This is a genomic window from Flavobacterium sp. WC2421 (assembly GCF_040822115.1).
Lineage (GTDB): Bacteria > Bacteroidota > Bacteroidia > Flavobacteriales > Flavobacteriaceae > Flavobacterium.
Window position 1 is genome coordinate 588,171 of sequence record NZ_CP162004.1, and the last position, 23,115, is coordinate 611,285.

A 23,115-nucleotide genomic window follows, 5' to 3' on the forward strand; every position below is an offset into this window, starting at 1 on the left:
CAAATAACGTTATAATTTACTGTTTATGAATCTAATAAAGGTACTAAACAATAACAACTTATTTTATGAACGGGGCTTATTAAGACCTCTATCATAAAGAACAATACTTCCCGCAACAGATACGTTTAAGCTTTTTTCGGATTTGAATTTTACTAAATGATGACATTTTTCAATGGCTTTTTTTGAAAGACCATGATCTTCAGCACCTAATAGATACACGCAACGCCTTGGATGTTCGAAGGTTTCTAAATCGGTGGCTTGTTCATCTAGCTCCACTCCTACTAAACGAGCCCCTTTGGGTAAGTTTTTATAGAAGTCTTCAAACGATTCATAATGAAAATAAGGTATCGATTTTACGGCATTATGGGTATCGCAAGCTTGTTTTGCATACCGATTACCAATGGTGAAAATATAGCTCGCGCCTAAGTTTTGTGCAGATCTCCACAGAACGCCTAAATTTTCAGGAGTTTTTCCGTTTTGTATGCCTATCCCGAAATACTCGGTTATAAAATTATCATTCATCTGACAAAAATACAAACTGTTAGGGCGTTTGTCAAATTTTTAATTTATTTAAAGTGTCGAATTCCACTATTCCCTAGCCCCGATAATAGCGACATCCTTTTACTTTTTCCTTTAAAAAGTAAAAGATATAGCGAATAGCGGGAAATAGCTCCTAAATGCATCATTCCTCGCAATGACATTTAAAACAAATGATTTATATTTGCAGTTCGAATATGAGACAATTTTAAATTCAACTATACACCTAAAATGAGACATACAAAAGTTAAAGACTTACTAAACAGTACAACGACACTACATGAAGTAAATGCAAAAGGATGGGTAAGAACTTTTAGAAACAATCAATTTATTGCTTTGAATGATGGTTCAACCATCAATAATATACAATGTGTAGTCGATTTTGAGAATACTCCTGACGAAACTTTGAAAAGAATTACGACTGGAGCAGCGATATCTGTTACAGGAACTTTGGTTGAAAGTAAAGGTGCGGGACAACAATTTGAAATTCAAGTTAAAACATTGGAAATCCTAGGAGATTCTGATGCTGAGAAATTCCCAATACAACCTAAGAATAAACCGAGCTTGGATTTCTTGCGTGAAAATGCGCATTTAAGAGTGCGTACCAATATGTTTGGTGCTATTATGCGTGTTCGTTCTGTATTATCATACGCAGTACACAGCTATTTTCAAGAAAAAGGATTTGTATATGTCAATACGCCAATCATCACAGGATCGGATGCTGAAGGTGCTGGTGAAATGTTTAAAGTTACCGCTTTGCCATTTGACGGAACGCCTAGAACCGAAGACGGAAAAGTAGATTATAAAGAAGATTTTTTTGGGAAAGAAACGAATCTAACGGTTTCTGGACAACTAGAAGGAGAGACTTTTGCTATGGCATTAGGACAGATTTATACTTTTGGACCTACGTTTAGAGCGGAGAATTCAAATACTTCTCGTCACCTTGCGGAGTTCTGGATGATTGAGCCAGAGGTTGCTTTTAATGACTTGAATGACAATATGGATCTTGCTGAAGATTTTATTCAGTACGTAATTAAATATACGCTTGACAAATGTCCTGAGGATTTAAAATTCTTGGAAGGACGATTATTGGACGAAGAGAAATCAAAACCACAAGCAGAAAGAAGCGAAATGGCTTTACTAGACAAATTGAATTTTGTTTTAGAAAATAATTTCAAACGTGTTTCTTATACTGAGGCAATTGACATATTAAGAGAGTGTACTCCAAATAAAAAGAAAAAATTCAATTATATCATTAACGAATGGGGAGCTGATTTACAGTCAGAACACGAGCGTTATTTAGTGGAGAAACACTTTAAATGTCCCGTAATCTTATTTGATTATCCTGCCAATATCAAAGCATTTTACATGCGTTTGAACGAAGACGGAAAAACAGTTCGCGCGATGGATATCCTTTTCCCTGGAATTGGAGAAATTGTAGGAGGTTCACAAAGAGAAGAACGTTTTGATGTTTTAGTCGAAAAAATGAAAGCCTTAGGAATTGACGAAGAAGAATTGTGGTGGTATCTTGATACTAGACGATTTGGATCAGCAGTTCACTCTGGTTTTGGTCTTGGTTTTGAAAGATTAGTGCTGTTTGTAACAGGAATGACAAACATACGTGACGTAATTCCTTTTCCAAGAACGCCAATGAATGCTGAATTTTAGAAAAAAAGTTTAATCGGTTAATCGATTAAACAAATAAACAGTTAACCGATTAAACAAACAAATGCTAAAGCAATTCTTAAATTTAAAATTATCGCAGAAATTATCTCCACAACAAATTCAGTTGATGAAGCTAATTCAATTGCCTACGCAAGCCTTTGAACAACGTTTATTGGAAGAAATGAATGAAAATCCTGCTTTAGAAGCGGGTAAGGAGGAAGACGATTATGAAAAGGATGAATTTGAAAACGAAGACTACGATGATTATGATGAGGCGGAATCTGACAGGAATGAGGCCGAAGACATCAATATCGACGAATATTTAAATAGCGACGATAGCCCCGATTATAAAACACAGGCAAATAACTACAGTGATGACGATGACGATCGTGAATCACCATTAGCAGCACCTATTAGTTTTCACCAAGATTTAATTAATCAATTGAATACGTTTATTCTCGATGATGAAGAACGTGATATTGCTGAATTTCTGGTAGGAAGTATTGATGACATGGGTTATATCCGTAGAAGCATTCCTGATATTGTGGATGATATGGCGTTTACCCAAGCCTTATATACGGATGAAGCTACGGTAGAACGGATGCTGCATGTAATTCATGAACTAGAACCCTCTGGTGTAGGTGCGCGCGACTTACAAGAATGCTTGTTGTTGCAGTTGAAACACAAAACCCCTACGGAATACGTGGAACTAGCAACAGATATTATCGAAAATCAATTTGATGCTTTTACCAAAAAACATTACGATAAATTAATTCAGAAATACAATGTTTCAAATGAGCAGCTCAAAAAAGCAGTTCATGAAATTGAAAGACTGAACCCAAAACCGGGAGGCTCTTTTACAGGAAATAATAAAATTACAGAGAACGTAGTTCCTGATTTTGCCATTAGAATTGTTGATGGCGAACTGGAATTAACTTTAAACGGTCGAAATGCTCCTACCCTGCACGTTTCCAAAGATTATCAGGAAATGATGCAAACCTATAAAGTTTCTACCGATAAATCAGGGCCACAAAAAGATGCGGTTCAGTTTATCAAACAAAAACTGGATTCGGCTAAGTGGTTTATTGATGCGATTCGTCAACGTCAAGAAACCTTATTTGTAACCATGAATGCTATTATGCATTATCAAGAAGAATATTTCTTAGATGGCGATGAAACCAAATTGAAACCAATGATCTTGAAAGACATTGCGGATATGGTAGGACTTGACATCTCAACGGTTTCCCGTGTAGCCAACAGCAAATATGTAGAAACACCTTATGGAACAAAGCTGATAAAAGAATTTTTCTCAGAAGCCATGAAAAACGACCAAGGCGAAGATGTTTCAACACTGGAAATCAAAAAAATATTGCAAAATATTATTGAGGAAGAGGATAAGAAGAAACCTTTACCTGATGATCAATTGGCTGAATTGCTGAAAGAAAAAGGATACCCAATTGCAAGAAGAACTATCGCTAAATACAGAGAGCAGCTGGATATTCCTGTGGCTAGAATGAGGAAAAAAATATAAGATTGTTGAAATCAGATTGCTGATTAACGATTTTTGATTTAAAAAGACAAAACCCTTTCTGATGGCTCAGAAAGGGTTTTGTCTTTTACAGAATCCTATTTCGTTTTGTCTCCCTCTCCTTTGGCTTGCTTCATTCTTCGCAATGACTGGCCGGGGACAGGATTTTATTTATTCTCCTGATCTTTTTTCATGGCGTGATAATAAGCTGCACGACTCAAGGGTTCGTATTCTTCTGTTTCGCCAAGCATTACTAATTTATCACTGTCGGTTTTTCTAAAACTATAATTAGCCAGATTACCTGTTCGAGTGCATACAGCATGCACTTTAGTCACATATTCTGCTGTCGCCATTAATGCAGGCATAGGTCCAAAAGGATTACCCTTAAAATCCATATCTAACCCGGCAACAATAACACGAATACCTTGGTTTGCTAAATCATTGCAAACCCTTACTATTTCGTCATCAAAAAACTGCGCTTCATCAATTCCCACCACATCACACCCTTGCGCCAAAATGGCGATATTGGCAGCAGCTGGAACTGGTGTAGAACGAATTTCATTAGCGTCATGCGACACTACCATATCTTCATGGTAGCGGGTGTCAATTTCTGGTTTAAAGATTTCTACTTTTTGTTTGGCAAATTGTGCTCTCTTGAGACGACGAATTAGCTCTTCGGTTTTACCCGAAAACATTGAACCACATATGACTTCGATCCAACCAAACTGTTCTTTATGATTTACTGTATTTTCGAGAAACATTTTGTATTTTTCTAACTTAAAAAATGAATAGTTTTTATTACTTTGTACCGTAATAAACCAACATAAGATTTTATACTTTTACGTTGTCTCAAAAGTAGAAAAATTTTATCAATTCGAGGATTTGTAAACAGTTATTTAAAATTAAATCTTCTGCCCCTACAGCCCTTGAATTTCTTTTGGTAAAAAATAAAATGAGAAACACATACGCCATATATACTATAATTTAAACGTTATGAAAAAAAAATTGGAAGCCGATTTAATCAGCATTGCACATAGAATATTACAACTTAAGAACAAGTCTGATATCAATCAACTGTATTTGGAATCTCAAAAACTATACGAAAAGCTATCCGTTTTACGATTTATTGACGAACATTATGGCGATGTAAAACCAACAATTGGCCATGCTGAGATCGAAAAAGAAGTGCAAGCCTTTTATGACAAAAGTGCCGAATTGCCAGCTGAGACTATCATTGAAATAACTGAAAGTAAACTTCCCCAAGAAGGAACAACTTCTGAAACTATAAAAGAAGAGAAATCAGAACAAGAAATTGCATCTCCTACAATAGTAGCACATTTGGACGAAGTGCTAGTAGAAGAAAATACAATCGAAGATTCTAAAACTGAGGAAAGCTCTCCAGAAGTAGAAGAAGAGGTTTCAGAAGACAATACATTAGGCGATTTTGAAGCTGATATAAAAGAGCAACCGGTAACTGAGGAAATGCCAACAGACGATGTCGTCATTAGCGAAAATGAAGCTGAAGAAGAGATTCTTGTTGCTTCTGAAGAAAAAGAAGAACAAGAAGAAGAACCACAACATAAATTCAAAGCTGCTTTTGAATTAACTGACGATTCAGAAACAGAAGAAATCGAAATTGAAACACCTAAAAAACCGGAGGCCGTACAAATTTCTTTCGAAGATTTATTAGGTGGTAATTACAATGACACTCTTTTTGTCAAAGTAGATGATGTACCTGCATTACCTCCAGAAATTGTTTTTGAAGCCAAAGAAACTATAGTTGAAAAAGCTCCAGAACCGATAATAGAAGAAAAAAAGGAAAAAGCCGAACCAAAAATTGTATCCCTAAATGACAAATTATCCAAAGGCATTGATATTGATTTAAATGATCGAATTGCATTTGTAAAACACCTTTTTGGTAATAACAGTGAAGATTACAACCGCGTATTGAATCAATTAATCACATTTGACAATTTTCATGAAACACGAAACTTCATTGAAGAAATGGTAAAACCTGATTACAACAACTGGAAAGGGAAAGAAGATTATGAAGAGCGTTTTATGGATATCATCGAGAAAAAATTTCTTTAATAAACTATGTCAAAATTATATATTGTTCCCACGCCCATAGGTAATCTAGAAGACATGACTTTTAGAGCCATTCGGATTTTAAAAGAAGTCGATTTGATTCTGGCCGAAGATACCCGTACTAGTGGCAAACTCTTAAAGCATTTTGAGATTGGCACCCATATGTACAGTCATCACATGCACAATGAGCACAAAACCGTAGAGAATTTGATCTCCCGATTGAAAGCTGGGGAAAACATTGCCTTAATTTCGGATGCTGGTACTCCAGCCATATCTGATCCAGGCTTTTTATTAACTCGCGCTTGTGTTGAGAATGGAGTTGAAGTAGAATGCTTACCTGGTGCCACCGCTTTTGTTCCCGCCTTAGTAAATAGTGGTTTACCTAATGATAAATTTGTTTTTGAAGGATTCTTACCTGACAAAAAAGGGAAACAAACCCGTTATTTGGCTTTAGCCGAAGAAACACGTACTATGATTTTGTATGTTTCACCGCATAAATTACTAAAAACATTAACGGAGTTTATTACTTATTTTGGTGAAGACAGACCTATTTGTGTTTGTAGAGAATTATCAAAAATGCATGAAGAAAATGTTCGTGGAACGGTTCGTGAAGTGTTAACCCATTTTGAAAAAACAGCGCCAAGAGGTGAAATTGTTGTTGTCGTTGGCGGAAAACCATTCGTTAAGGAAGTTAAAAAAAATAAAATCTCAAAAGAAGAAGATCAAGAATAAAAACCATATTATGACGATAGTATCTTATATCTCTATATTAAAAAATACGCCACAAGAAATAACATTTCCAGAAACTATTGCTGCAATTGAAGCCAATTATAACTTTACTCCTACTACTTTTCAAAACGGAAATCAACATAATGCAGCGGGAGAAAACTCAGGTTCATGTAAATTGTTTGCTTTCGCCAAATTGCAAAACTTAACTCCTGAAGAAACCTTATCATGTTTTGGAGCTTATTATTATGAAGACGTTTTGAAAAATCCTGAAGGAACGGATCATCAAAACATTCGTAATTTCGTACTTCACGGTTGGGATGGAATCCAGTTTGAAGGCGAAGCATTGGAACTAAAATAAATTATATAGAATTGAAGATTAACGATTTTTGATTGCAGATATTAAATCACAAATCGTTAATCGACATTCATAAATCACAAATCAAATGCGTTGGACCATAAAACAAAAACCTTCTGAGGATAAGATTAGGCATTTATCCACAACCTTGGGTGTAGAAGATTTTGTCGCCACTTTACTGGTGCAGCGCGGTATTGAAACTTTTGACCAAGCCAAAGCTTTTTTTCGCCCTTCGCTAGACCATTTACATGATCCCTTCTTAATGAAAGACATGGCTAAAGCCGTGGAAAGAATCGAACGTGCCATTGCAAATCAAGAAAATATTTTGGTTTTTGGGGATTATGATGTGGATGGAACTACCGCTGTTTCCCTAGTTTCTTCTTACCTTAAATCCTATTATCCTAATATTGCTACTTATATTCCAGATCGTTATTTGGAAGGATATGGCGTTTCCTTTAAAGGAATTGACTATGCCGATGACAATGGGATTTCATTAATTATCGCTTTGGATTGTGGTATTAAGTCCATTGATCATGTCGCTTACGCAAAAGAAAGAAATATTGATTTCATCATTTGCGATCACCACAGACCAGGAGACTCTTTACCCGAAGCAGTCGCTGTCCTTGACCCAAAAAGATCTGATTGTTCATATCCATACGATGAATTGTGTGGATGTGGTGTGGGTTTCAAATTAATACAAGCTTTAGGAAGTAATAGAGGGCAAACTATCGATGATTTTATTCCGTATTTAGATTTAGTAGCAACTGCAATCGCCGCCGATATTGTACCTATGACCGGTGAAAATCGAGTGTTAGCTTATTTTGGTTTACAAGTTATTAATGAAAATCCAAGGCCTGGAATTAAGGCTTTAATTCACCAAATAAAGAAACAAACCCTTGACATCACCGATGTCGTTTTTATCATAGCGCCTCGAATCAATGCAGCTGGCAGAATAAAACACGGAAATCATGCTGTGGAATTATTAACCGAATTCAATTTTGAACAAGCACAACAATTTGCTTCCGAAATTGAACAATACAATTCCGACCGTAAGGATTTAGACAAACAAATTACCAAAGAAGCGCTTTCGCAAATAGAAGAAAATCAGGAAAAAGAGCGATTTACCTCTGTAGTCTTTCAAGAAGATTGGCACAAAGGCGTCATTGGGATTGTCGCTTCAAGACTGATAGAAACCTATTATCGTCCCACCTTAGTATTTACAAAAAGTGGTGATAAATATGCAGCTTCGGCACGATCTGTCAAAGGGTTTGATGTGTATAATGCACTCGAAGCTTGCTCGGAACATTTGGAACAATTTGGTGGACATATGTATGCCGCAGGAATGACATTGGCTGCAGAAAACTATGCTGTTTTTAAACAAGCATTTGAGCAGCAAGTACAAGAAACGATTCATCCGGATATGCGAACACCCGAAATCGAGATCGATGCCGAAATTAATTTTACTGACATTAGCCCAAAACTAACTCGGATTTTGAAACAATTTGAGCCTTTTGGACCACAAAATATGACTCCCATTTTCCTCACTAAAAACATAAAAGATACGGGTTACGGAAAACCAATGGGACAAGAAGACGAACATATAAAATTGTTTATCAAACAAAACAATTCCGAAGGAATTCCAGCCATTGGTTTTGGACTAGGAAATAAAATGGATTTAACAACACATCAAAAACCATTTCAAGCCGTGTACTGCATTGATGAAAACGAATGGAATGGTAAAGTAAGTTTACAGTTGCGATTAAGAGACATTAAATAATTGAGATTACCCAAATGAAAAAAACACACGACCCCTACGCAGCCTTACGTTATAAGGAATTCAACACTTTTTTATTATTGCGATTTGCTATGGTTTTTGCCTGGTCCATGCAATTTATTGTTATCGAATGGCAGGTTTATAGTTTAACGAAAGACCCACTTTCACTAGGAATTATAGGCTTAATGGAAATTATCCCTGCGGTTGCTATGGCTTTATTTGCAGGACATATTGTTGATCAAAATGAGAAAAAAGGCCTTCTCGTTAAATGTATTTTAGGTTTTTCAGTAATTAGTTTTGGTTTGTTTTTATTGACCTGGCCCACCATTGTAAGTGACTATTCAACAAGAGCTATTTTGTATGGTATTTATTTTATGGTCTTCTTGGGCGGAATTGTACGTTCCTTTCTTGGCCCAACGATATTCTCCCTTTTATCCTTATTGGTTCCTAAAAAAGTGTATCCTAATGCTGCTACTTGGAGCAGTTCCGTTTGGCAAATTGGGTCTGTTTTAGGACCAGCTGTAGCTGGTTTTTCTATTACTTTGATTGGCGTGCACTGGTCGATGTGTTCTGTTTTTGCTTGTTCTGTTTTTGCACTGATTGCTTTAACTCAAATTGGTGCCAAGCCAATTTTGAATCCAAAAATTGGGGAACCTATTATGGAAAGTTTGAAAGAAGGAGTAAAATTTGTTTTCAATAATAAAACCGTTTTGGGCGCATTATCACTGGATATGGTGGCGGTTCTATTTGGAGGAGCAGTGGCACTGTTGCCTATTTTTGCTCAAGATATTTTAAAAGTGGGACCCGAAGGTTTTGGTGTGCTGAGAGCAGCACCAGCTGTAGGTTCTTTTTTGACATTAATAATTTCTGCTTATGTTCCCATGAATAAAAATGCGGGATTAAAGCTACTGGCAGCGATTTTTGCCTTTGGACTTTGTATCATTACTTTTGGACTTTCAACTATTTTTGCTTTATCCGTATTTGCTTTGTTTTTAAGTGGTGCTGTAGATGGAATTTCGGTAGTGATACGACAAACCATTTTACAATTAAAAACTCCCGATCACATGCGCGGCCGAGTTTCGGCAGTGAATTCTATTTTTGTAGGATCATCTAATGAATTGGGTGCTTTTGAAAGCGGTTTGACAGCTAAATTGATGGGAACAGTAACATCGGTAGTATTTGGTGGAAGCATGACCTTGTTGATTGTTCTAGGAACTGGAATATTCTCTCCATCTTTTAGAAAACTAGATTTACAAAAAGACATTGACGAACATGAAAAGGATGAATCTTAAACTCATTTTAATATAATTTAAAAAAGTCGGTATTGAATCTCAGGATTTGTTACCGACTTTTTTGTGAAAATCATTTTAAAAAGAAAAACAAAATATCACTAAAACTGGGTATTTCATTTGTAGTAAATTAGTCATAAGTTTGAAAACAATGTTTTTTATACGAAAAAACACTAATTTTAAATCATAGTATGAAAGTAAAATTATTTACCCCCCCCATTTTTTAGGAATCTTCCTAGTTCTACTGCTCTTTTCTTGTACTAAAGATGAATTGCAGGACAGCAAAACGAATCCAATCATAAATCAACTAAAAAACGATTTAAAACTGGAGCAATTTACCAATAAAAACATGGCTGCTAATTTAGTTGTAAATTGGGAAACGTTCTCCAAAATAGAGAAAGACGGATTCGAAATTTATGAAATTGAAGTTTCTGAAAAAAAAGCAAGCGAAATCGAATCCAATTTATTTCAAAATCAATTAAAATACGAATTGATTGCAATAAAAAAAGGAACAGAAATACATTCCTACTTAGTGGAGGCGTATACAAGTTTAAACCATACTTTATTCGCTAATTCCATTGAAAATCTTAGTAACTTTACTGGGACACTAAATGTATTTCAATTAGATGGAACTTCAGTAGGACAACTAGTTATTTTTAATGGCCATAGCAAAAATACTACTGAAAAAAGTGTAATAGAACCTTTGAATGAAGTCATCAACTTTTACAGTTACAAACAATCTCTAACCAATAAAGCACCCGAATGTGTGGAAACATATATTGTATATACGTATGCATTGGAAAACACGAACCATTATTCTTCAGTTACTGTTGGAAATTACACACAACTCACCTACAGAAATACGACTCAAGAGACAATAATTACAACTTCTTTCATGAACACTCCCTACCCTTGTGGAACAAATGGAGATTCCTATTATATTCTATACAGAACTACAATCAATAGAGATGTAATTGATGAAGTAATTGACCCATGCGAAAAACTAAAAACTCAATATAATAACCTAACATATAAAGCAAAAATCGATGTCCTAAAAACACAAACTGGAAAAACAAAAGAAAATGGCTATGCACAAACAAAGGACGGATCCTTCACTACTTTGACTGCAAATGGATCTGATGCCGTTACTTTGCCAAGAGACATTAACAGGATAGGTTATATGCACACTCATTTAGATTCCTATCAAAAAACAAATTCAGACGGAGATTTAATTGATGTTTTTCCTATTAAAATATTTTCTCCAGAAGATGTAAAACAGTTTTTAATATTAGTTGTTAATGCACAAAATTATGGCATACCTATTAGTGATACTTATGGCGTGATGGTGTCAAGTGCTGGAACCTATCAACTAGGTTTTACTGGAAATGCAGCCAACATTAATGTAAAAACTAGCACTATTAATTGGGACGAGAGTTTAAACGAAATTTATAAAACAACAATTCTCGAAAATGGGTTGGAAAAAGGTTTATTAAAATTCTTAAAAGATAAAATAGGTATTGATGGTATTGACTTGTATAAAATTGAAGAAACAGGAAATCAAAAAATAACATTGGATATTAACGGTGAAAAAGTAACAATAAATTGCAACTAAAACAAAAAAATAAAAACATGAAAAAATTAGTACTGTTAGGATATATATTAACAATTGCAATATCCTGTAAAGCCCAAACAATTGTACCTGTAGAAAAATCAATTGATTATATGATCGCTCAAAATGGTATACCTGAAGGGACTTATCTAAAAGATGTAAATAATTTACTTGGCAAATATATAGGAACATGGAAAGGGACTTTTGAAAACAAAAATTATACATTTATAGTAAAAAAATATACTTGTAAACCACAAAATGTAACCTATGACAAATTACTTATACGATATCTAATCACTACTACTAATAATGTGATCATAGAAGACACCAGGAGTTTACCTGATACAAGTCCTTATGTAATTAAAGGAGATTATTTCAGCAAAGATTTGACTTATTATGCATCAAATTATTACGGTAAGAATTCTGGTTGTGGTCAAAAAGGAACGGTATATATCCGTATGAAAAACGTAGCCAATACTGACATGTCTTTAACTTTTGAACCAGATAAAATCCTTTTAACTGAGGATAGTTGTCCAGGATTAAAGCTGGCTGAACAATTATTGCCTAGAAACGGGATGCGATTAACAAAACAGTAAAATGATAAAAAGTAAAACACAATAAACAGTTTCAGAAATTAAATAAGCAAAAACGTTATTTAAACTAATAAATTTAAATTATTTCCCTTTCAGCATTTTGAATACTGAAAGGGTTTGTTTTTTTAATTCTATATATCTTAAAAAAAACCTTATTGAATAAAAAACAACTATAGTATAAGTCAGATTGTAACCTTAAAAAACAAAAATATGAAAAACATACTCAAAATTCTAGCAATCCTTTTCCTTCTAATTAACTATAGTTGCAAAGCACAGCAAATGGTGCAAACACCTAATGATGCCCATAAATTAAAGACAAACGAACAGCAGTTTATCAACAAACCCCTTAAAGACCTGCTTAAAGAAATAAAACCCGAAATAAAAACTGCTTATGGAACTTTAGGAGATCCATCGTATTTTTCTTTTAGATTCATAGATTCTGAAGAGATAAAACGTAGACCGATTGAAAACAACTCCTTAGGCTTATACTTTTACGTAAAAGAACCAATTGATTGGGACTTTACTAAAAGACCAACTGGTAAAGAATATTTTTGGACCAAAGAAGATGTTGAAAAATATGGTAATCTTACTGTAATACGTATTAAGGTAATTGGTAAAGATTAAAGCTTTTAAAATTGTAATAAAACAGAAGCTTCTTAGTCAAAAACTACATCTAAAAAAAATATTGACGAACATGAAAAGGATGAATCTTAAACTCATTTTAATATAATTTAAAAAAGTCGGTATTGAATCTCAGGATTTGTTACCGACTTTTTTGTGAAAATCATTTTAAAAAGAAAAACAAAATATCACTAAAACTGGGTATTTCATTTGTAGTAAATTAGTCATAAGTTTGAAAACAATGTTTTTTATACGAAAAAACACTAATTTTAAATCATAGTATGAAAGTAAAATTATTTACCCCCCCATTTTTTAGGAATCTTCCTAGTTCTACTGCTCTTTTCTTGTACTAAAGATGAATTGCAGGACAGCAAAACGAATCCAATCATAAATCAACTAAAAAACGATTTAAAACTGGAGCAATTTACCAATAAAAACATGGCTGCTAATTTAGTTGTAAATTGGGAAACGTTCTCCAAAATAGAGAAAGACGGATTCGAAATTTATGAAATTGAAGTTTCTGAAAAAAAAGCAAGTGAAATCGAATCCAATTTATTTCAAAATCAATTAAAATACGAATTGATTGCAATAAAAAAAGGAACAGAAATACATTCCTACTTAGTGGAGGCGTATACAAGTTTAAACCATACTTTATTCGCTAATTCCATTGAAAATCTTAGTAACTTTACTGGGACACTAAATGTATTTCAATTAGATGGAACTCCAGTAGGACAACTAGTTATTTTTAATGGCCATAGCAAAAATACTACTGAAAAAAGTGTAATAGAACCTTTGAATGAAGTCATCAACTTTTACAGTTACAAACAATCTCTAACCAATAAAGCACCCGAATGTGTGGAAACATATATTGTATATACGTATGCATTGGAAAACACGAACCATTATTCTTCAGTTACTGTTGGAAATTACACACAACTCACCTACAGAAATACGACTCAAGAGACAATAATTACAACTTCTTTCATGAACACTCCCTACCCTTGTGGAACAAATGGAGATTCCTATTATATTCTATACAGAACTACAATCAATAGAGATGTGGTAGATGAAATAGTGGATGATGTAGTCTTTTTTATTGGTCCTTCAAATAAAATTTCAAACATTAATGATTATTTAAAATGTTTTAATTTAGCACAAAGTGCACAACTTACCATATATGTAGATCAACCAACTGCTAATAGTTCTGTTCCTTGGTCTGGTTCACTTACAGATCCAAATGTTGGACATACCTTTATTGCAATACAGCAAGGAGGAATCAGAAGGGTTTTGGGATATTATCCAAATAGTACAGTAAGTATTGCATATCCCAATGATTCAAAAGCATTTGGTAATGATCAAGGACATATATCTGATGTTAGTTTATCAATCCCGATAAATTCAACTCAATTACTTAATGTAATTGGTTATGCAAATAATGCTCCTTCAACTTATAATTTAAATACATATAATTGCACGGATTTTGCAATTGCAATAGGAAATTTAGTTGGTCTAAATTTACCAGATTCATATGGCACATGGACTGGTGGTGGCGGAAGTAATCCGGGGCAATTAGGGCAAAATATAAGAAACATGTCGCTACCTACCAATGCTAACAGGCAAACAACTGGTGCAAATTCAGCTACTAATACAGGAACTTGTAATTAAAAAAATAATGAAAAAAATAATACTAATTTTGACTTCAGTTATAGTTGTGTGCGGATTACTTACATATTACTATTTACAAAACGATAAAAAAATGATCTATAACTTTGCATGTTACGTAACAAATGATTCTACAAAATTAGATGAAGTTATAAATAACTATTTACTTTGCGATAAAAATTCTAAGGCAATAACTTTAATTCAACTTGAGTATATTAGAAAAGAATACAATAAAAGTCCAACAAATAAAATCAAAGTCTACTCTTATCAAAAAGCTATTGAACAAAAAATAATAAAAGAGACCATTGTAACTGAAGATTATGATAATGTTTATATAATATTTTATAATAACCAACTCCAAGTCCCAATTCTTTTAAATTCCGATTCAAAAATTATATCAATTTCAACAATAAATAAAGGAGAAGTCAGATTTTTTATGAGAATTGACAAGCGGAAGAGTTAAATTTACATAAAACAACTTAAAAAGTCGGTAATTAATCTCAGTATTCATTACCGACTTTTTTTATGACTTTTTTAATTCGTTTTATTTAGAATTAATCTAAATAATTATTATATTTGTTTCAAATGAATGAATTATGCAAGAAATGAAACAGATTTATTATAACGATTCAGGGACTTCTTTCTTTTGGAGAAAAGAGAACGAAATATTAACTGATAAAGTGCAATTGATTTTTAGAGAAACGGGGTTTTATTTCAGTCGACACGAACTGAAACTGTTTCAATGCTGTATTGACGAAAGTTATCTTTTAAATAACTGTTGTGATGATTGTAGCTTGAAAAATAATTGTCACAAATTTTTACTAAAAACACCTTGTTCTCAAATTGATTTGGCTGTTTCTATGCAAGAATTAATCGCAGTCAAAGACCTAGTAGAAGGCACTTTATTTAAAATAAATATGGATGAATATTTGAACGGGGAGGGAATGAATTAATTCTCGTACTTTTTTAACTCAAAAGTTTCTCCATCAAATACACCATAAGTAAAATAGGTAATCCAGTCGCCTAGATTCACATATTCTGAATTTTTACCTACTGTTACTTTCATAGGTAAATGGCGGTGCCCAAAAACAAGATAATTGTAGTGTTTGGTTTCTAGTTTTCTTTTGGAATACAAAATCAACCATTCGTTGTCTTCACCCAAAAAAGTAACATCTTCATCCCCAGAAATGAGTTTGTTTTTCACCGAAAGGTATTGCGCCAGTCCTACTCCAATATCAGGATGCAACCAGCGAAAAAGCCATTTAGAAAACGGATTGGTAAATACTTTTTTCATGCGTTTGTAACCTAGATCACCAGGTCCTTTCCCGTCACCGTGACCTACTAAGAAGGTTTTGTCCCCAAAAGTATATTCTTGATTGTCATGATAGACTGGAATATTTAATTCTTTTTTAAAATAATCATCCATCCATAAATCGTGGTTTCCTACGAAAAAATAGATTGGGATTCCGCTGTCGCGAATTTCGGCCAGTTTGCCTAAAACACGTACAAAACCTTTTGGGACTACGGTTTTATATTCGAACCAAAAATCGAATAAATCACCTACTAAAAAAATAGCTTCGGCATCTTTTTTCACTTCGTCGAGCCAAGCCACAAATCGCTTTTCTCTAGGAAAACTCAATTCGGCTGTTGGCGCTCCAAAATGTTGATCAGAAGCAAAATATACTTTTTTATTATTAGGTAGTTTCATGAAACTCAGGTGTCATATTGAATTATAAATTATCACTCGCAAACCATTCTGCAAAAGAAGATTCGGTTTCTTGTAATTTCAAAGAAAACAATTTAATTCCATCAGGTAATCTAGCAATAATTCTTTGAGAAAAATCAACTACCATATTTTCACTAGTTGGCTGATAATCGACTAAAATCACATGGTGTCCACGGTTAATTAATTCGTTAGCCAACTCAATATGTGGGGTAGTTTCATTAAAAACAGTGGCATGATCAAACTGATCTACAATTTCCTCTTTTACAATTTTTTTCAAGTCCGAAAAATCGATTACCATTCCGAATTTTACATCATTACGGTTTACAATAGGTTTCCCAATTACGGTTACTGATAACTTATAACTATGTCCGTGAACATTTTTACATTTACCATCATACCCATATAAGGCATGCCCAGTTTCGAAATTAAATTGTTTTGTAATTCTGATATTGCTCATCGAAGTATAATTTTGAATGCAAATTTAGTAAATTGACATGAGAAATAGGTGGGAAATGATGGGTTTCCCACTCTACGGGTTTTTAGCCCTGATAGAAGCGGCATCTCCCGATAAGAAAAACAAGGCTTTTTTTAGCCGTAGTTTTTCTATATCGGGAATATAGCGGATAGCAGGAAATAGCTCCTAAAACAAAACTAGCTTAGAGAATTATTTCTTTTTTTTGAATTGTTCCAAGGCATTTTTGGCATAATTAGAAAGTACTAATTGACCTGTAATTGCAGCTCTTTCTAGTAAAAGAGTATCCCAATCTTGGGTTCCTTCCCAAATAATTTTTTTCATTTCGATTAAGGCTTCAGGATTATAGGAAGCTAGTTTTGAGGTAAAATGATCGATGTCAATATCCAGTTCTACTTGGTCTTGTGCTAGTTTGGCATACAACCCTTTTTCTAGCGCCCAATCGGCCGTTTTCCATTCGTGAGCAGCCAAAGTCATTTGGGTCATGGCCGTTTTACCAATTTTACGACTTACTGCAGGTTCTATCACAAAAGGACCAATCCCGATGGCTAATTCAGAGAGTTTTATGCTGGCATCAGCAGTGGCAAAAGCATAGTCACAAGCAGCCGCAATCCCAACTCCGCCACCTACGGCTTTGCCATGAATGCGCCCCACAATGATTTTTGAACAAGTACGCATCGCATTTATCAAATGAGCAAAACCCGAGAAAAAGTGAACCCCTTCTTCCTGATTCGACACTGCCAAAAGCTCATCAAACGAGGCTCCAGCACAAAATGCTCCAGTACCAACACTCTTTAAAACAATTACAGAAACCGCTGAATTCTCACTTAAATTATTCAATTCTTGAGTCAAAGAATCCAACAATTGACGTGGAAATGAATTGCTTGCCGGATGACCAAATTGTACGGTTGCAATCTTATTTTCTATTTTTGTTGATAATGAACCATTGGATTCAGGTAGTGCCATAGCAGTAGTTTTTATGTAAAGTTAAAAATATAAATAGGAAACTATACTTTTTTAAAAAATTTGGAAGTTGTTTTTTGAAAAATGCTATTTGAATACTTTAAAATATTATATTTGCGCCACTATTGGGGGATTAGCTCATTTGGCTAGAGTGCTTGCCTGGCAGGCAAGAGGTGACCGGTTCGAATCCGGTATTCTCCACAAAGACCCAAACAAAGTTTGGGTCTTTTTTATTTGTATCCTTATGTTTTACACCTATATCATTTATTCAAAAACTATCAATAAGTTTTATGTCGGCTCTTGCCAAGATGTCCAAGATCGACTTCGAGATCATTTGAATGGCAAAAGCAAATACACTAAACAGGTTAAAGATTGGGAACTAAAATATTTTGAGAGTTATTCTTCAAGAAGCGAAGCATACCAAAGAGAAATGAAAATTAAAAAAATGAAAAGCAGAAAATATATTGAAAGTCTAATTGAAAATAAGAACTAGAGTGTCCCGATGACAATCGGGAAGGTGATCGGTTCGAATCCGGTATTCTCCACAAAGACCCAAACAAAGTTTGGGTCTTTTTTATTTGTATTCTACTTTAGCAAATAGGAAACACCAATAGAGCCATAAAAATATCCCGAAATCGTTCTACTGTTTAATTCCTTTCCTCTGTAGACAAAAACATAAAATAAATTCAGATTTTTTTTGCGGTATTTAAAACCCGCTTCGCCATTAAAACGAAAAGGTACCAAATCGAAAGTTACAGTACTGTTACTATTAAAAAGACTGCCTTTAATGGTGGCATCATACAACAGATAGTTAATACTAGGCGCTATATAAAAATAAAACTCGCTTTCATTACTCCCCATTGCCCCTCCATGAAGATTAGAATCGAATAATGGGACTAATTTTTTTAATCCTATTCTAGTTAAAAAACCAGTAGATGCACCCGTGAAAATGGTTCCTAAGTTGGCTTCGGATTGAAAATGAAAATCTATTTTTTTACTCTCAGATCTCGGAAACAACTTTTTTGAATAAAAGAAATGCGTTTGGACAGCCAGTGCATTTTGAATTTGATATCCCCAACCCTGAACTGCTTTATACCCCACTAAACTATGAAAGCTTTTTTGCATTTCTCTACCATAGGAATTGGGTCCAACATATCCTATTTGAAAATTTGCTTTAAATACGGATTCGTTTTTATAAAATATATTTTCTCCAATTTCTCCAAAAAGATATCCCGCATAAGGACGGTCCATTATTTCTTTTTCAGGAGAGTCTATAAACCGAGGTGTATAAATATATTGTCCTATTGTAAATTCTACACTTTTTTTAGAGATATCTAGCTTACTATTTTTAATTAAATGACGGTAAAAAATTGCTAATCCATTCGTATAATACATGTCATTCTTGGAGGATGTATAAAGATCATTATCTGTTATAATGCCAATTTCAGATTTCCTACTTTGTCCATAATTGAAAACGGAGAACAAAATTAAAAAGAAAAAAACATTTTTATTAATTAACATTTAATATTCTATTTTTCCAATAGTACGCATCACTCGCAAAATCTTAGTTTTTCTATTATTAATATAAGAAGAAGAACTAGTCGCTGTGAATTTTCTTGGATTGGGTAAAATTGCGGCAATTCCTGCAGCTTGAAGTGGTGTAAGATTTGCAGCATCTTTTCGGTACCAGTGTTCTGCAGCCGCTTGTGCTCCATACACTCCATCACCCATTTCAATACTATTTAAGTACACTTCCATAATACGTTCCTTACCCCAAATCACTTCAATAAGGACAGTAAAATAAGCTTCTAGTCCCTTACGAATGTAGCTTCTTCCTTGCCAAAGAAATACATTTTTAGCTGTTTGTTGTGAAATCGTACTTCCTCCTTTTATTCTGCGACCTCGCTCATTACTTTTATACGCTTTTTGCATCGCGACGAAATCAAATCCATTATGAATAAGAAAAGTTCCGTCTTCACTGGCGATAACTGCCTTTTGCAAATTGACCGAAATATTCTCTAATGGCTCCCAGTCATGACTAAAATAAATTTCTTTTCCAGCCACTTTATTCTCGATAACTCTTATCGCCATAAGTGGTGTAATAGGTACTGGTACAAATTTAAAAAATACTACTAAAAATACGGACAGTCCGATGAACCATAAGAATGTTTTAAATAAAATAACTCTTAGTTTATTCATAAAAGAGGCTGATTCTTTTTTTACTGGTTTTTTTGCGGTTTTCTTAGGTGTAATTTTTATTCCCATTATACTAAATCTGCTAATTCTGTTCCTATTAAACTTCCTATTGCTACTCCCATTCCTCCTAATCGCACTCCACAATAAACGTTTTCAGACAATTGTGAAACTATGGGTTTCTTACTGTTACCAATACCCATAATACCGCTCCAACGGTGTTCAATTTTAAAATCTCGGTTGGGCAAAATTACTTCTTTTAATAATTGTTCCAATTTATTTTGTACAATTTCTGTCTGCGCAAACTCCGTTGTGTTTTCTGCCTCAAAATCAAGATTTCTTCCACCACCTAATAATATACGATCTCCAATATTTCGAAAATAGTAATACCCTCTGTCTAAATGAAATGTCCCTTTTATATCTAAATCTTTTATTGGTTCCGTTATTAAAACTTGGGCTCTCGCTGGCTTTACAGCACCATTAGTCAATTGATTTGAAAATCCATTGGTAGCAAACAAAACTTTTTTAGAACTAAAACTAAAATTACCAAGGTTGATCTCAACTTCATTTCCTTTATCCAAAAAAGAAGTGACTGTTTGTTGGTTCAAAATCAATATATTTTCAGAATACGCATTTTTCAATAATGCCTGCATCATATTACCTGTATCAATCTGACCTTCAAAAGGGTTGTAAACTAAATAATCTTTTGTGCCGTTAAAACTAAAACGGTCTACTTGCTTGGCAAAAACGTCGGCTTTAAATAGTGGTTTTAGGATTTCATTTATAAAAGGCAATTTATTAATACATTCCGTATAACAACTATCATCAGAATTTAAAAAAACTTCATATCCCCCAAATGGTTTAAAATCAATCGCGGTATCTCCTAATCGTTTCCTTAACAATTGCAACCCTTGCCACCGTTTTTCAATAAGACCTACTACCTCTTCTTCCGAATGGGATTTTAAATCATCTATAATTTCAGAAATGCTCCCAAAACAAGCAAAACCAGCATTCTTAGTACTGGCTCCATGCGGCAACATTCCTTTTTCAAGAACTAAAATTTTACTATCAGGGAACCTTTCGCGCAAGCGCAACGCAGCGTGTAAACCTACAATTCCGCTTCCTACAACAGTATAATCTACATTTGTAAACCAATTTTTTAATTCCCAATAACTTAGTTGCATGTTCTAATTTTTCTATAAAAATAATATTTTTAGTGAATTAAACACATGCTTATCGCTGTTTTAAACAAAATAACATTTTGAAAGAGTTAACATAATCCTGATTCTCATTTTAGAATAAAATTGTACTTTTAGGAACCCAAAATAATTTAATTTTATATGAAAAAAATACTCCTTACAACCCTAACTATGATGAGTTTAAGCGCAATTGGTCAAAATGTAATGACCCCAGAAAAACTCTGGAAATTAGGAAGAGTAACTCCTATAGGAATATCTACCGATGCAAAAAATGTAGTTTATAAAGTAACTATCCCTTCTGTTGAGGAAAATAAATCGGATTCTAAATTCTATACTGTTCCTGTTAATGGCGGAAAATCAACTGAAGTAGTTGATTATAAAACTTTGGTAAAAGACAAAAACATTTCGCCAGATGGGAAATACATTGTTTACAATGAAGAGGTAAAAATCAACAATGTACTTGGGAAAGATTTTTATCCCGAGCTTGAAAATTCAGATGTTCAAATTTATGATGGTCTAGACTATCGTCATTGGGACACCTGGAATGAAGGTAAATTCAATCATGTTTTTTATAAAGAAACTAGCGAAGGAGCTGTTGGTGTAGATATTCTAAGTTCAGAAGCATTTGATAGTCCGCAAAAACCTTTTGGTGGAGACGAAGATTACATTTGGTCTCAAGACAGCAAACACATTTTATATGTTTCTAAGAAAAAAGTAGGCACACAATATGCCATTTCGACCAATACCAATATTTTTGAATACAATATAGAAACTGGAAAAACGGTAAATAGAACCGAAGATAATCTTGGTTATGATGTAGCACCTAAGTTTTCGCCTTCAGGAAATCTTACTTGGCTACAAATGAAACGAGATGGTTATGAAGCCGATAAAAATGACATTATTGTTGATTTTAAAGGAATGAAAATAAATTTAACAGCAAACTGGGATGGAACTGTAGATAGTTTTACTTGGAGCACTGATGGAACAAAAATCTATTTTATTGCTGCCGTTGATGGAACGAAACAACTATTTGAAGTAAACTTCCCTGGTTTTACAAAAATCGCCGTGCATGTAGACCAAGTTACAAATGGTGATTTTGATGTAAACGAAATCGTAGGGTTCTCTGGAAACAATGTTATTGTTACAAGAGCGGATATGAATCATGCTTCGGAATTATTTTCTTATGATCAAAAAAAGAAAACATGGAAACAATTGTCAAATGTAAACACAGCTACTTATAATTCTTTGGCGCTAAGCAAAACAGAAAGAAGGTATGTCACCACAACTGATGGTAAAAAAATGTTAGTTTGGGTAATTTTGCCTCCTAATTTTGATGCTTCAAAAAAATACCCAACTCTTTTGTATTGCCAAGGTGGACCTCAAAGTGCGTTGACACAATTTTATTCGTTCCGTTGGAATTTTCAATTAATGGCCGCTAATGGTTATATCATAGTGGCGCCAAATCGTCGTGGAATGCCTGGGCATGGGATAGAATGGAATGAGCAAATTAGTAAAGATTGGGGTGGACAAGTTATGGATGATTACCTATCGGCAATTGATGATGTAGCCAAAGAAAGCTATGTTGATAAAAGCCGTTTAGGATGTATAGGCGCAAGTTATGGTGGGTATTCGGCCTTTTATTTGGCTGGGATACACAACAATCGTTTCAAAACTTTTATCGCACACGATGGCGTATTCAATACTCAAAGTATGTTTGGAACTACTGAAGAGGTTTTCTTTAATAATTGGGATTTTGGTGGTGCTTATTGGGAAAAAGACAATGCTGTTGCCCAAAAAACATATACTACTTTCAATCCTGCCAGTTTAGTAGAAAAATGGAATACTCCAATATTAATTTTTCAAGGAGGTAAAGATTTCCGTGTACCAATAGGACAAGGTCAAGAAGCATTTCAAGCGGCACAATTACGCGGAATAAAAAGTAGATTTATCTATTTCCCAGAAGAAAACCATTGGGTTCTAAAACCTCAAAACGCTCAAGTATGGCAAAAAGAGTTTTTTAAATGGTTAAAAGAAACTTTGTAAATTAATGTTAAAAAACAAGCTTATACTGTAACAATTGTTATAAATACACACCAATAGTAAACATCAAAA

At 34.0% G+C, this 23,115-nt stretch carries 23 protein-coding genes and 1 tRNA gene; 16 read left to right on the forward strand and 8 right to left on the reverse strand.

The window, feature by feature from the left end:
• Positions 1 to 63: 63 nt before the first annotated feature.
• Positions 64 to 522 carry an RNA methyltransferase gene (locus AB3G33_RS02515; RefSeq protein ID WP_367772363.1) on the reverse strand — a complete coding sequence of 153 codons (459 nt, stop codon included), beginning with the start codon at positions 520 to 522 and terminating at the stop codon, positions 64 to 66.
• Between the two features lie 246 nt (positions 523 to 768).
• Between AB3G33_RS02515 and asnS the strand changes: the two genes are divergently transcribed.
• Both asnS and rpoN read left to right on the forward strand, forming a co-directional pair.
• Entirely contained in the window at positions 769 to 2,205 is a 1,437-nt protein-coding gene (asnS, locus tag AB3G33_RS02520; RefSeq protein ID WP_367772365.1) for an asparagine--tRNA ligase, read from the forward strand.
• Between the two features lie 61 nt (positions 2,206 to 2,266).
• Positions 2,267 to 3,733, forward strand: coding sequence for an RNA polymerase factor sigma-54 (gene rpoN, locus AB3G33_RS02525; protein WP_367772367.1), 1,467 nt, complete (start codon positions 2,267 to 2,269; stop codon positions 3,731 to 3,733).
• Between the two features lie 164 nt (positions 3,734 to 3,897).
• On the opposite strand, the gene AB3G33_RS02530 is transcribed toward rpoN, so the two are convergent.
• Entirely contained in the window at positions 3,898 to 4,491 is a 594-nt protein-coding gene (locus AB3G33_RS02530) for a thymidine kinase (protein ID WP_367755674.1), read from the reverse strand.
• Between the two features lie 232 nt (positions 4,492 to 4,723).
• On the opposite strand from AB3G33_RS02530, the gene AB3G33_RS02535 reads away from it, so the two are divergent.
• The 11 genes from AB3G33_RS02535 (at position 4,724) to AB3G33_RS02585 (ending at position 15,403) form a co-directional block, all read left to right on the forward strand.
• Entirely contained in the window at positions 4,724 to 5,821 is a 1,098-nt protein-coding gene (locus AB3G33_RS02535) for a hypothetical protein (RefSeq protein ID WP_367772369.1), read from the forward strand.
• A 6-nt stretch (positions 5,822 to 5,827) separates the two neighbouring features.
• On the forward strand, positions 5,828 to 6,550 hold the full coding sequence (rsmI, locus tag AB3G33_RS02540; RefSeq protein ID WP_367772371.1) for a 16S rRNA (cytidine(1402)-2'-O)-methyltransferase: 723 nt from the start codon (positions 5,828 to 5,830) through the stop codon (positions 6,548 to 6,550).
• A 10-nt stretch (positions 6,551 to 6,560) separates the two neighbouring features.
• On the forward strand, positions 6,561 to 6,905 hold the full coding sequence (locus AB3G33_RS02545; RefSeq protein WP_367772373.1) for a HopJ type III effector protein: 345 nt from the start codon (positions 6,561 to 6,563) through the stop codon (positions 6,903 to 6,905).
• Between the two features lie 85 nt (positions 6,906 to 6,990).
• A complete protein-coding gene (recJ, locus tag AB3G33_RS02550; RefSeq protein ID WP_367772375.1) occupies positions 6,991 to 8,679 on the forward strand; it encodes a single-stranded-DNA-specific exonuclease RecJ in 1,689 nt (562 codons plus the stop codon).
• 14 nt (positions 8,680 to 8,693) lie between these two features.
• Positions 8,694 to 9,968, forward strand: coding sequence for an MFS transporter (locus AB3G33_RS02555; protein ID WP_367772377.1), 1,275 nt, complete (start codon positions 8,694 to 8,696; stop codon positions 9,966 to 9,968).
• A gap of 346 nt (positions 9,969 to 10,314) precedes the next feature.
• On the forward strand, positions 10,315 to 11,577 hold the full coding sequence (locus tag AB3G33_RS02560) for a hypothetical protein (RefSeq protein WP_367772379.1): 1,263 nt from the start codon (positions 10,315 to 10,317) through the stop codon (positions 11,575 to 11,577).
• Positions 11,578 to 11,594: 17 nt separating this feature from the next.
• The gene (locus AB3G33_RS02565) at positions 11,595 to 12,170 is read left to right on the forward strand and encodes a DUF6705 family protein (RefSeq protein ID WP_367772380.1); all 576 of its coding nucleotides are present in this window, start codon (positions 11,595 to 11,597) and stop codon (positions 12,168 to 12,170) included.
• Positions 12,171 to 12,377: 207 nt separating this feature from the next.
• Positions 12,378 to 12,791 (forward strand): hypothetical protein, encoded by a 414-nt coding sequence (locus AB3G33_RS02570; protein WP_367772381.1) that lies wholly within the window; start codon positions 12,378 to 12,380, stop codon positions 12,789 to 12,791.
• A gap of 435 nt (positions 12,792 to 13,226) precedes the next feature.
• A complete protein-coding gene (locus AB3G33_RS02575; RefSeq protein ID WP_367772383.1) occupies positions 13,227 to 14,453 on the forward strand; it encodes a hypothetical protein in 1,227 nt (408 codons plus the stop codon).
• Between the two features lie 7 nt (positions 14,454 to 14,460).
• Positions 14,461 to 14,913 carry a hypothetical protein gene (locus tag AB3G33_RS02580; RefSeq protein WP_367772384.1) on the forward strand — a complete coding sequence of 151 codons (453 nt, stop codon included), beginning with the start codon at positions 14,461 to 14,463 and terminating at the stop codon, positions 14,911 to 14,913.
• Positions 14,914 to 15,046: 133 nt separating this feature from the next.
• Positions 15,047 to 15,403, forward strand: a complete 357-nt coding sequence (locus AB3G33_RS02585; RefSeq protein ID WP_367772386.1) for a hypothetical protein — start codon at positions 15,047 to 15,049, stop codon at positions 15,401 to 15,403.
• Here the strand turns inward: AB3G33_RS02585 and AB3G33_RS02590 are convergent.
• From AB3G33_RS02590 to AB3G33_RS02600, 3 genes are all read right to left on the reverse strand, one after another.
• Entirely contained in the window at positions 15,400 to 16,158 is a 759-nt protein-coding gene (locus tag AB3G33_RS02590) for a UDP-2,3-diacylglucosamine diphosphatase (RefSeq protein WP_367772388.1), read from the reverse strand. The genes AB3G33_RS02585 and AB3G33_RS02590 overlap by 4 nt on opposite strands.
• 22 nt (positions 16,159 to 16,180) lie before the next feature.
• Positions 16,181 to 16,633 (reverse strand): 6-pyruvoyl tetrahydropterin synthase family protein, encoded by a 453-nt coding sequence (locus AB3G33_RS02595; RefSeq protein ID WP_367755698.1) that lies wholly within the window; start codon positions 16,631 to 16,633, stop codon positions 16,181 to 16,183.
• A gap of 207 nt (positions 16,634 to 16,840) precedes the next feature.
• Positions 16,841 to 17,614: an enoyl-CoA hydratase/isomerase family protein gene (locus tag AB3G33_RS02600; protein ID WP_367772390.1), complete on the reverse strand. Its 774-nt coding sequence runs from the start codon at positions 17,612 to 17,614 to the stop codon at positions 16,841 to 16,843.
• A gap of 124 nt (positions 17,615 to 17,738) precedes the next feature.
• Here AB3G33_RS02600 and AB3G33_RS02605 point away from each other — a divergent pair.
• Both AB3G33_RS02605 and AB3G33_RS02610 read left to right on the forward strand, forming a co-directional pair.
• Positions 17,739 to 17,812 (forward strand) — tRNA-Ala (locus tag AB3G33_RS02605).
• Positions 17,813 to 17,855: 43 nt separating this feature from the next.
• On the forward strand, positions 17,856 to 18,104 hold the full coding sequence (locus AB3G33_RS02610; protein ID WP_367772392.1) for a GIY-YIG nuclease family protein: 249 nt from the start codon (positions 17,856 to 17,858) through the stop codon (positions 18,102 to 18,104).
• Positions 18,105 to 18,196: 92 nt separating this feature from the next.
• Here the strand turns inward: AB3G33_RS02610 and AB3G33_RS02615 are convergent, their stop codons facing one another.
• From AB3G33_RS02615 to AB3G33_RS02625, 3 genes are read right to left on the reverse strand one after another with little or no spacing between them, the layout of a single operon-like run.
• Positions 18,197 to 19,132, reverse strand: coding sequence for a lipid A deacylase LpxR family protein (locus AB3G33_RS02615; RefSeq protein ID WP_367772394.1), 936 nt, complete (start codon positions 19,130 to 19,132; stop codon positions 18,197 to 18,199).
• Complete coding sequence (gene mtgA, locus AB3G33_RS02620; protein WP_367772396.1) at positions 19,133 to 19,876, reverse strand: monofunctional biosynthetic peptidoglycan transglycosylase; 744 nt, start codon at positions 19,874 to 19,876, stop codon at positions 19,133 to 19,135.
• Positions 19,876 to 20,988 carry an NAD(P)/FAD-dependent oxidoreductase gene (locus AB3G33_RS02625; protein ID WP_367772398.1) on the reverse strand — a complete coding sequence of 371 codons (1,113 nt, stop codon included), beginning with the start codon at positions 20,986 to 20,988 and terminating at the stop codon, positions 19,876 to 19,878. Before AB3G33_RS02625 ends, mtgA begins: the two co-directional genes overlap by 1 nt.
• 156 nt (positions 20,989 to 21,144) lie before the next feature.
• On the opposite strand from AB3G33_RS02625, the gene AB3G33_RS02630 reads away from it, so the two are divergent.
• Complete coding sequence (locus AB3G33_RS02630) at positions 21,145 to 23,046, forward strand: alpha/beta fold hydrolase (RefSeq protein WP_367772400.1); 1,902 nt, start codon at positions 21,145 to 21,147, stop codon at positions 23,044 to 23,046.
• Positions 23,047 to 23,115: the final 69 nt, after the last annotated feature.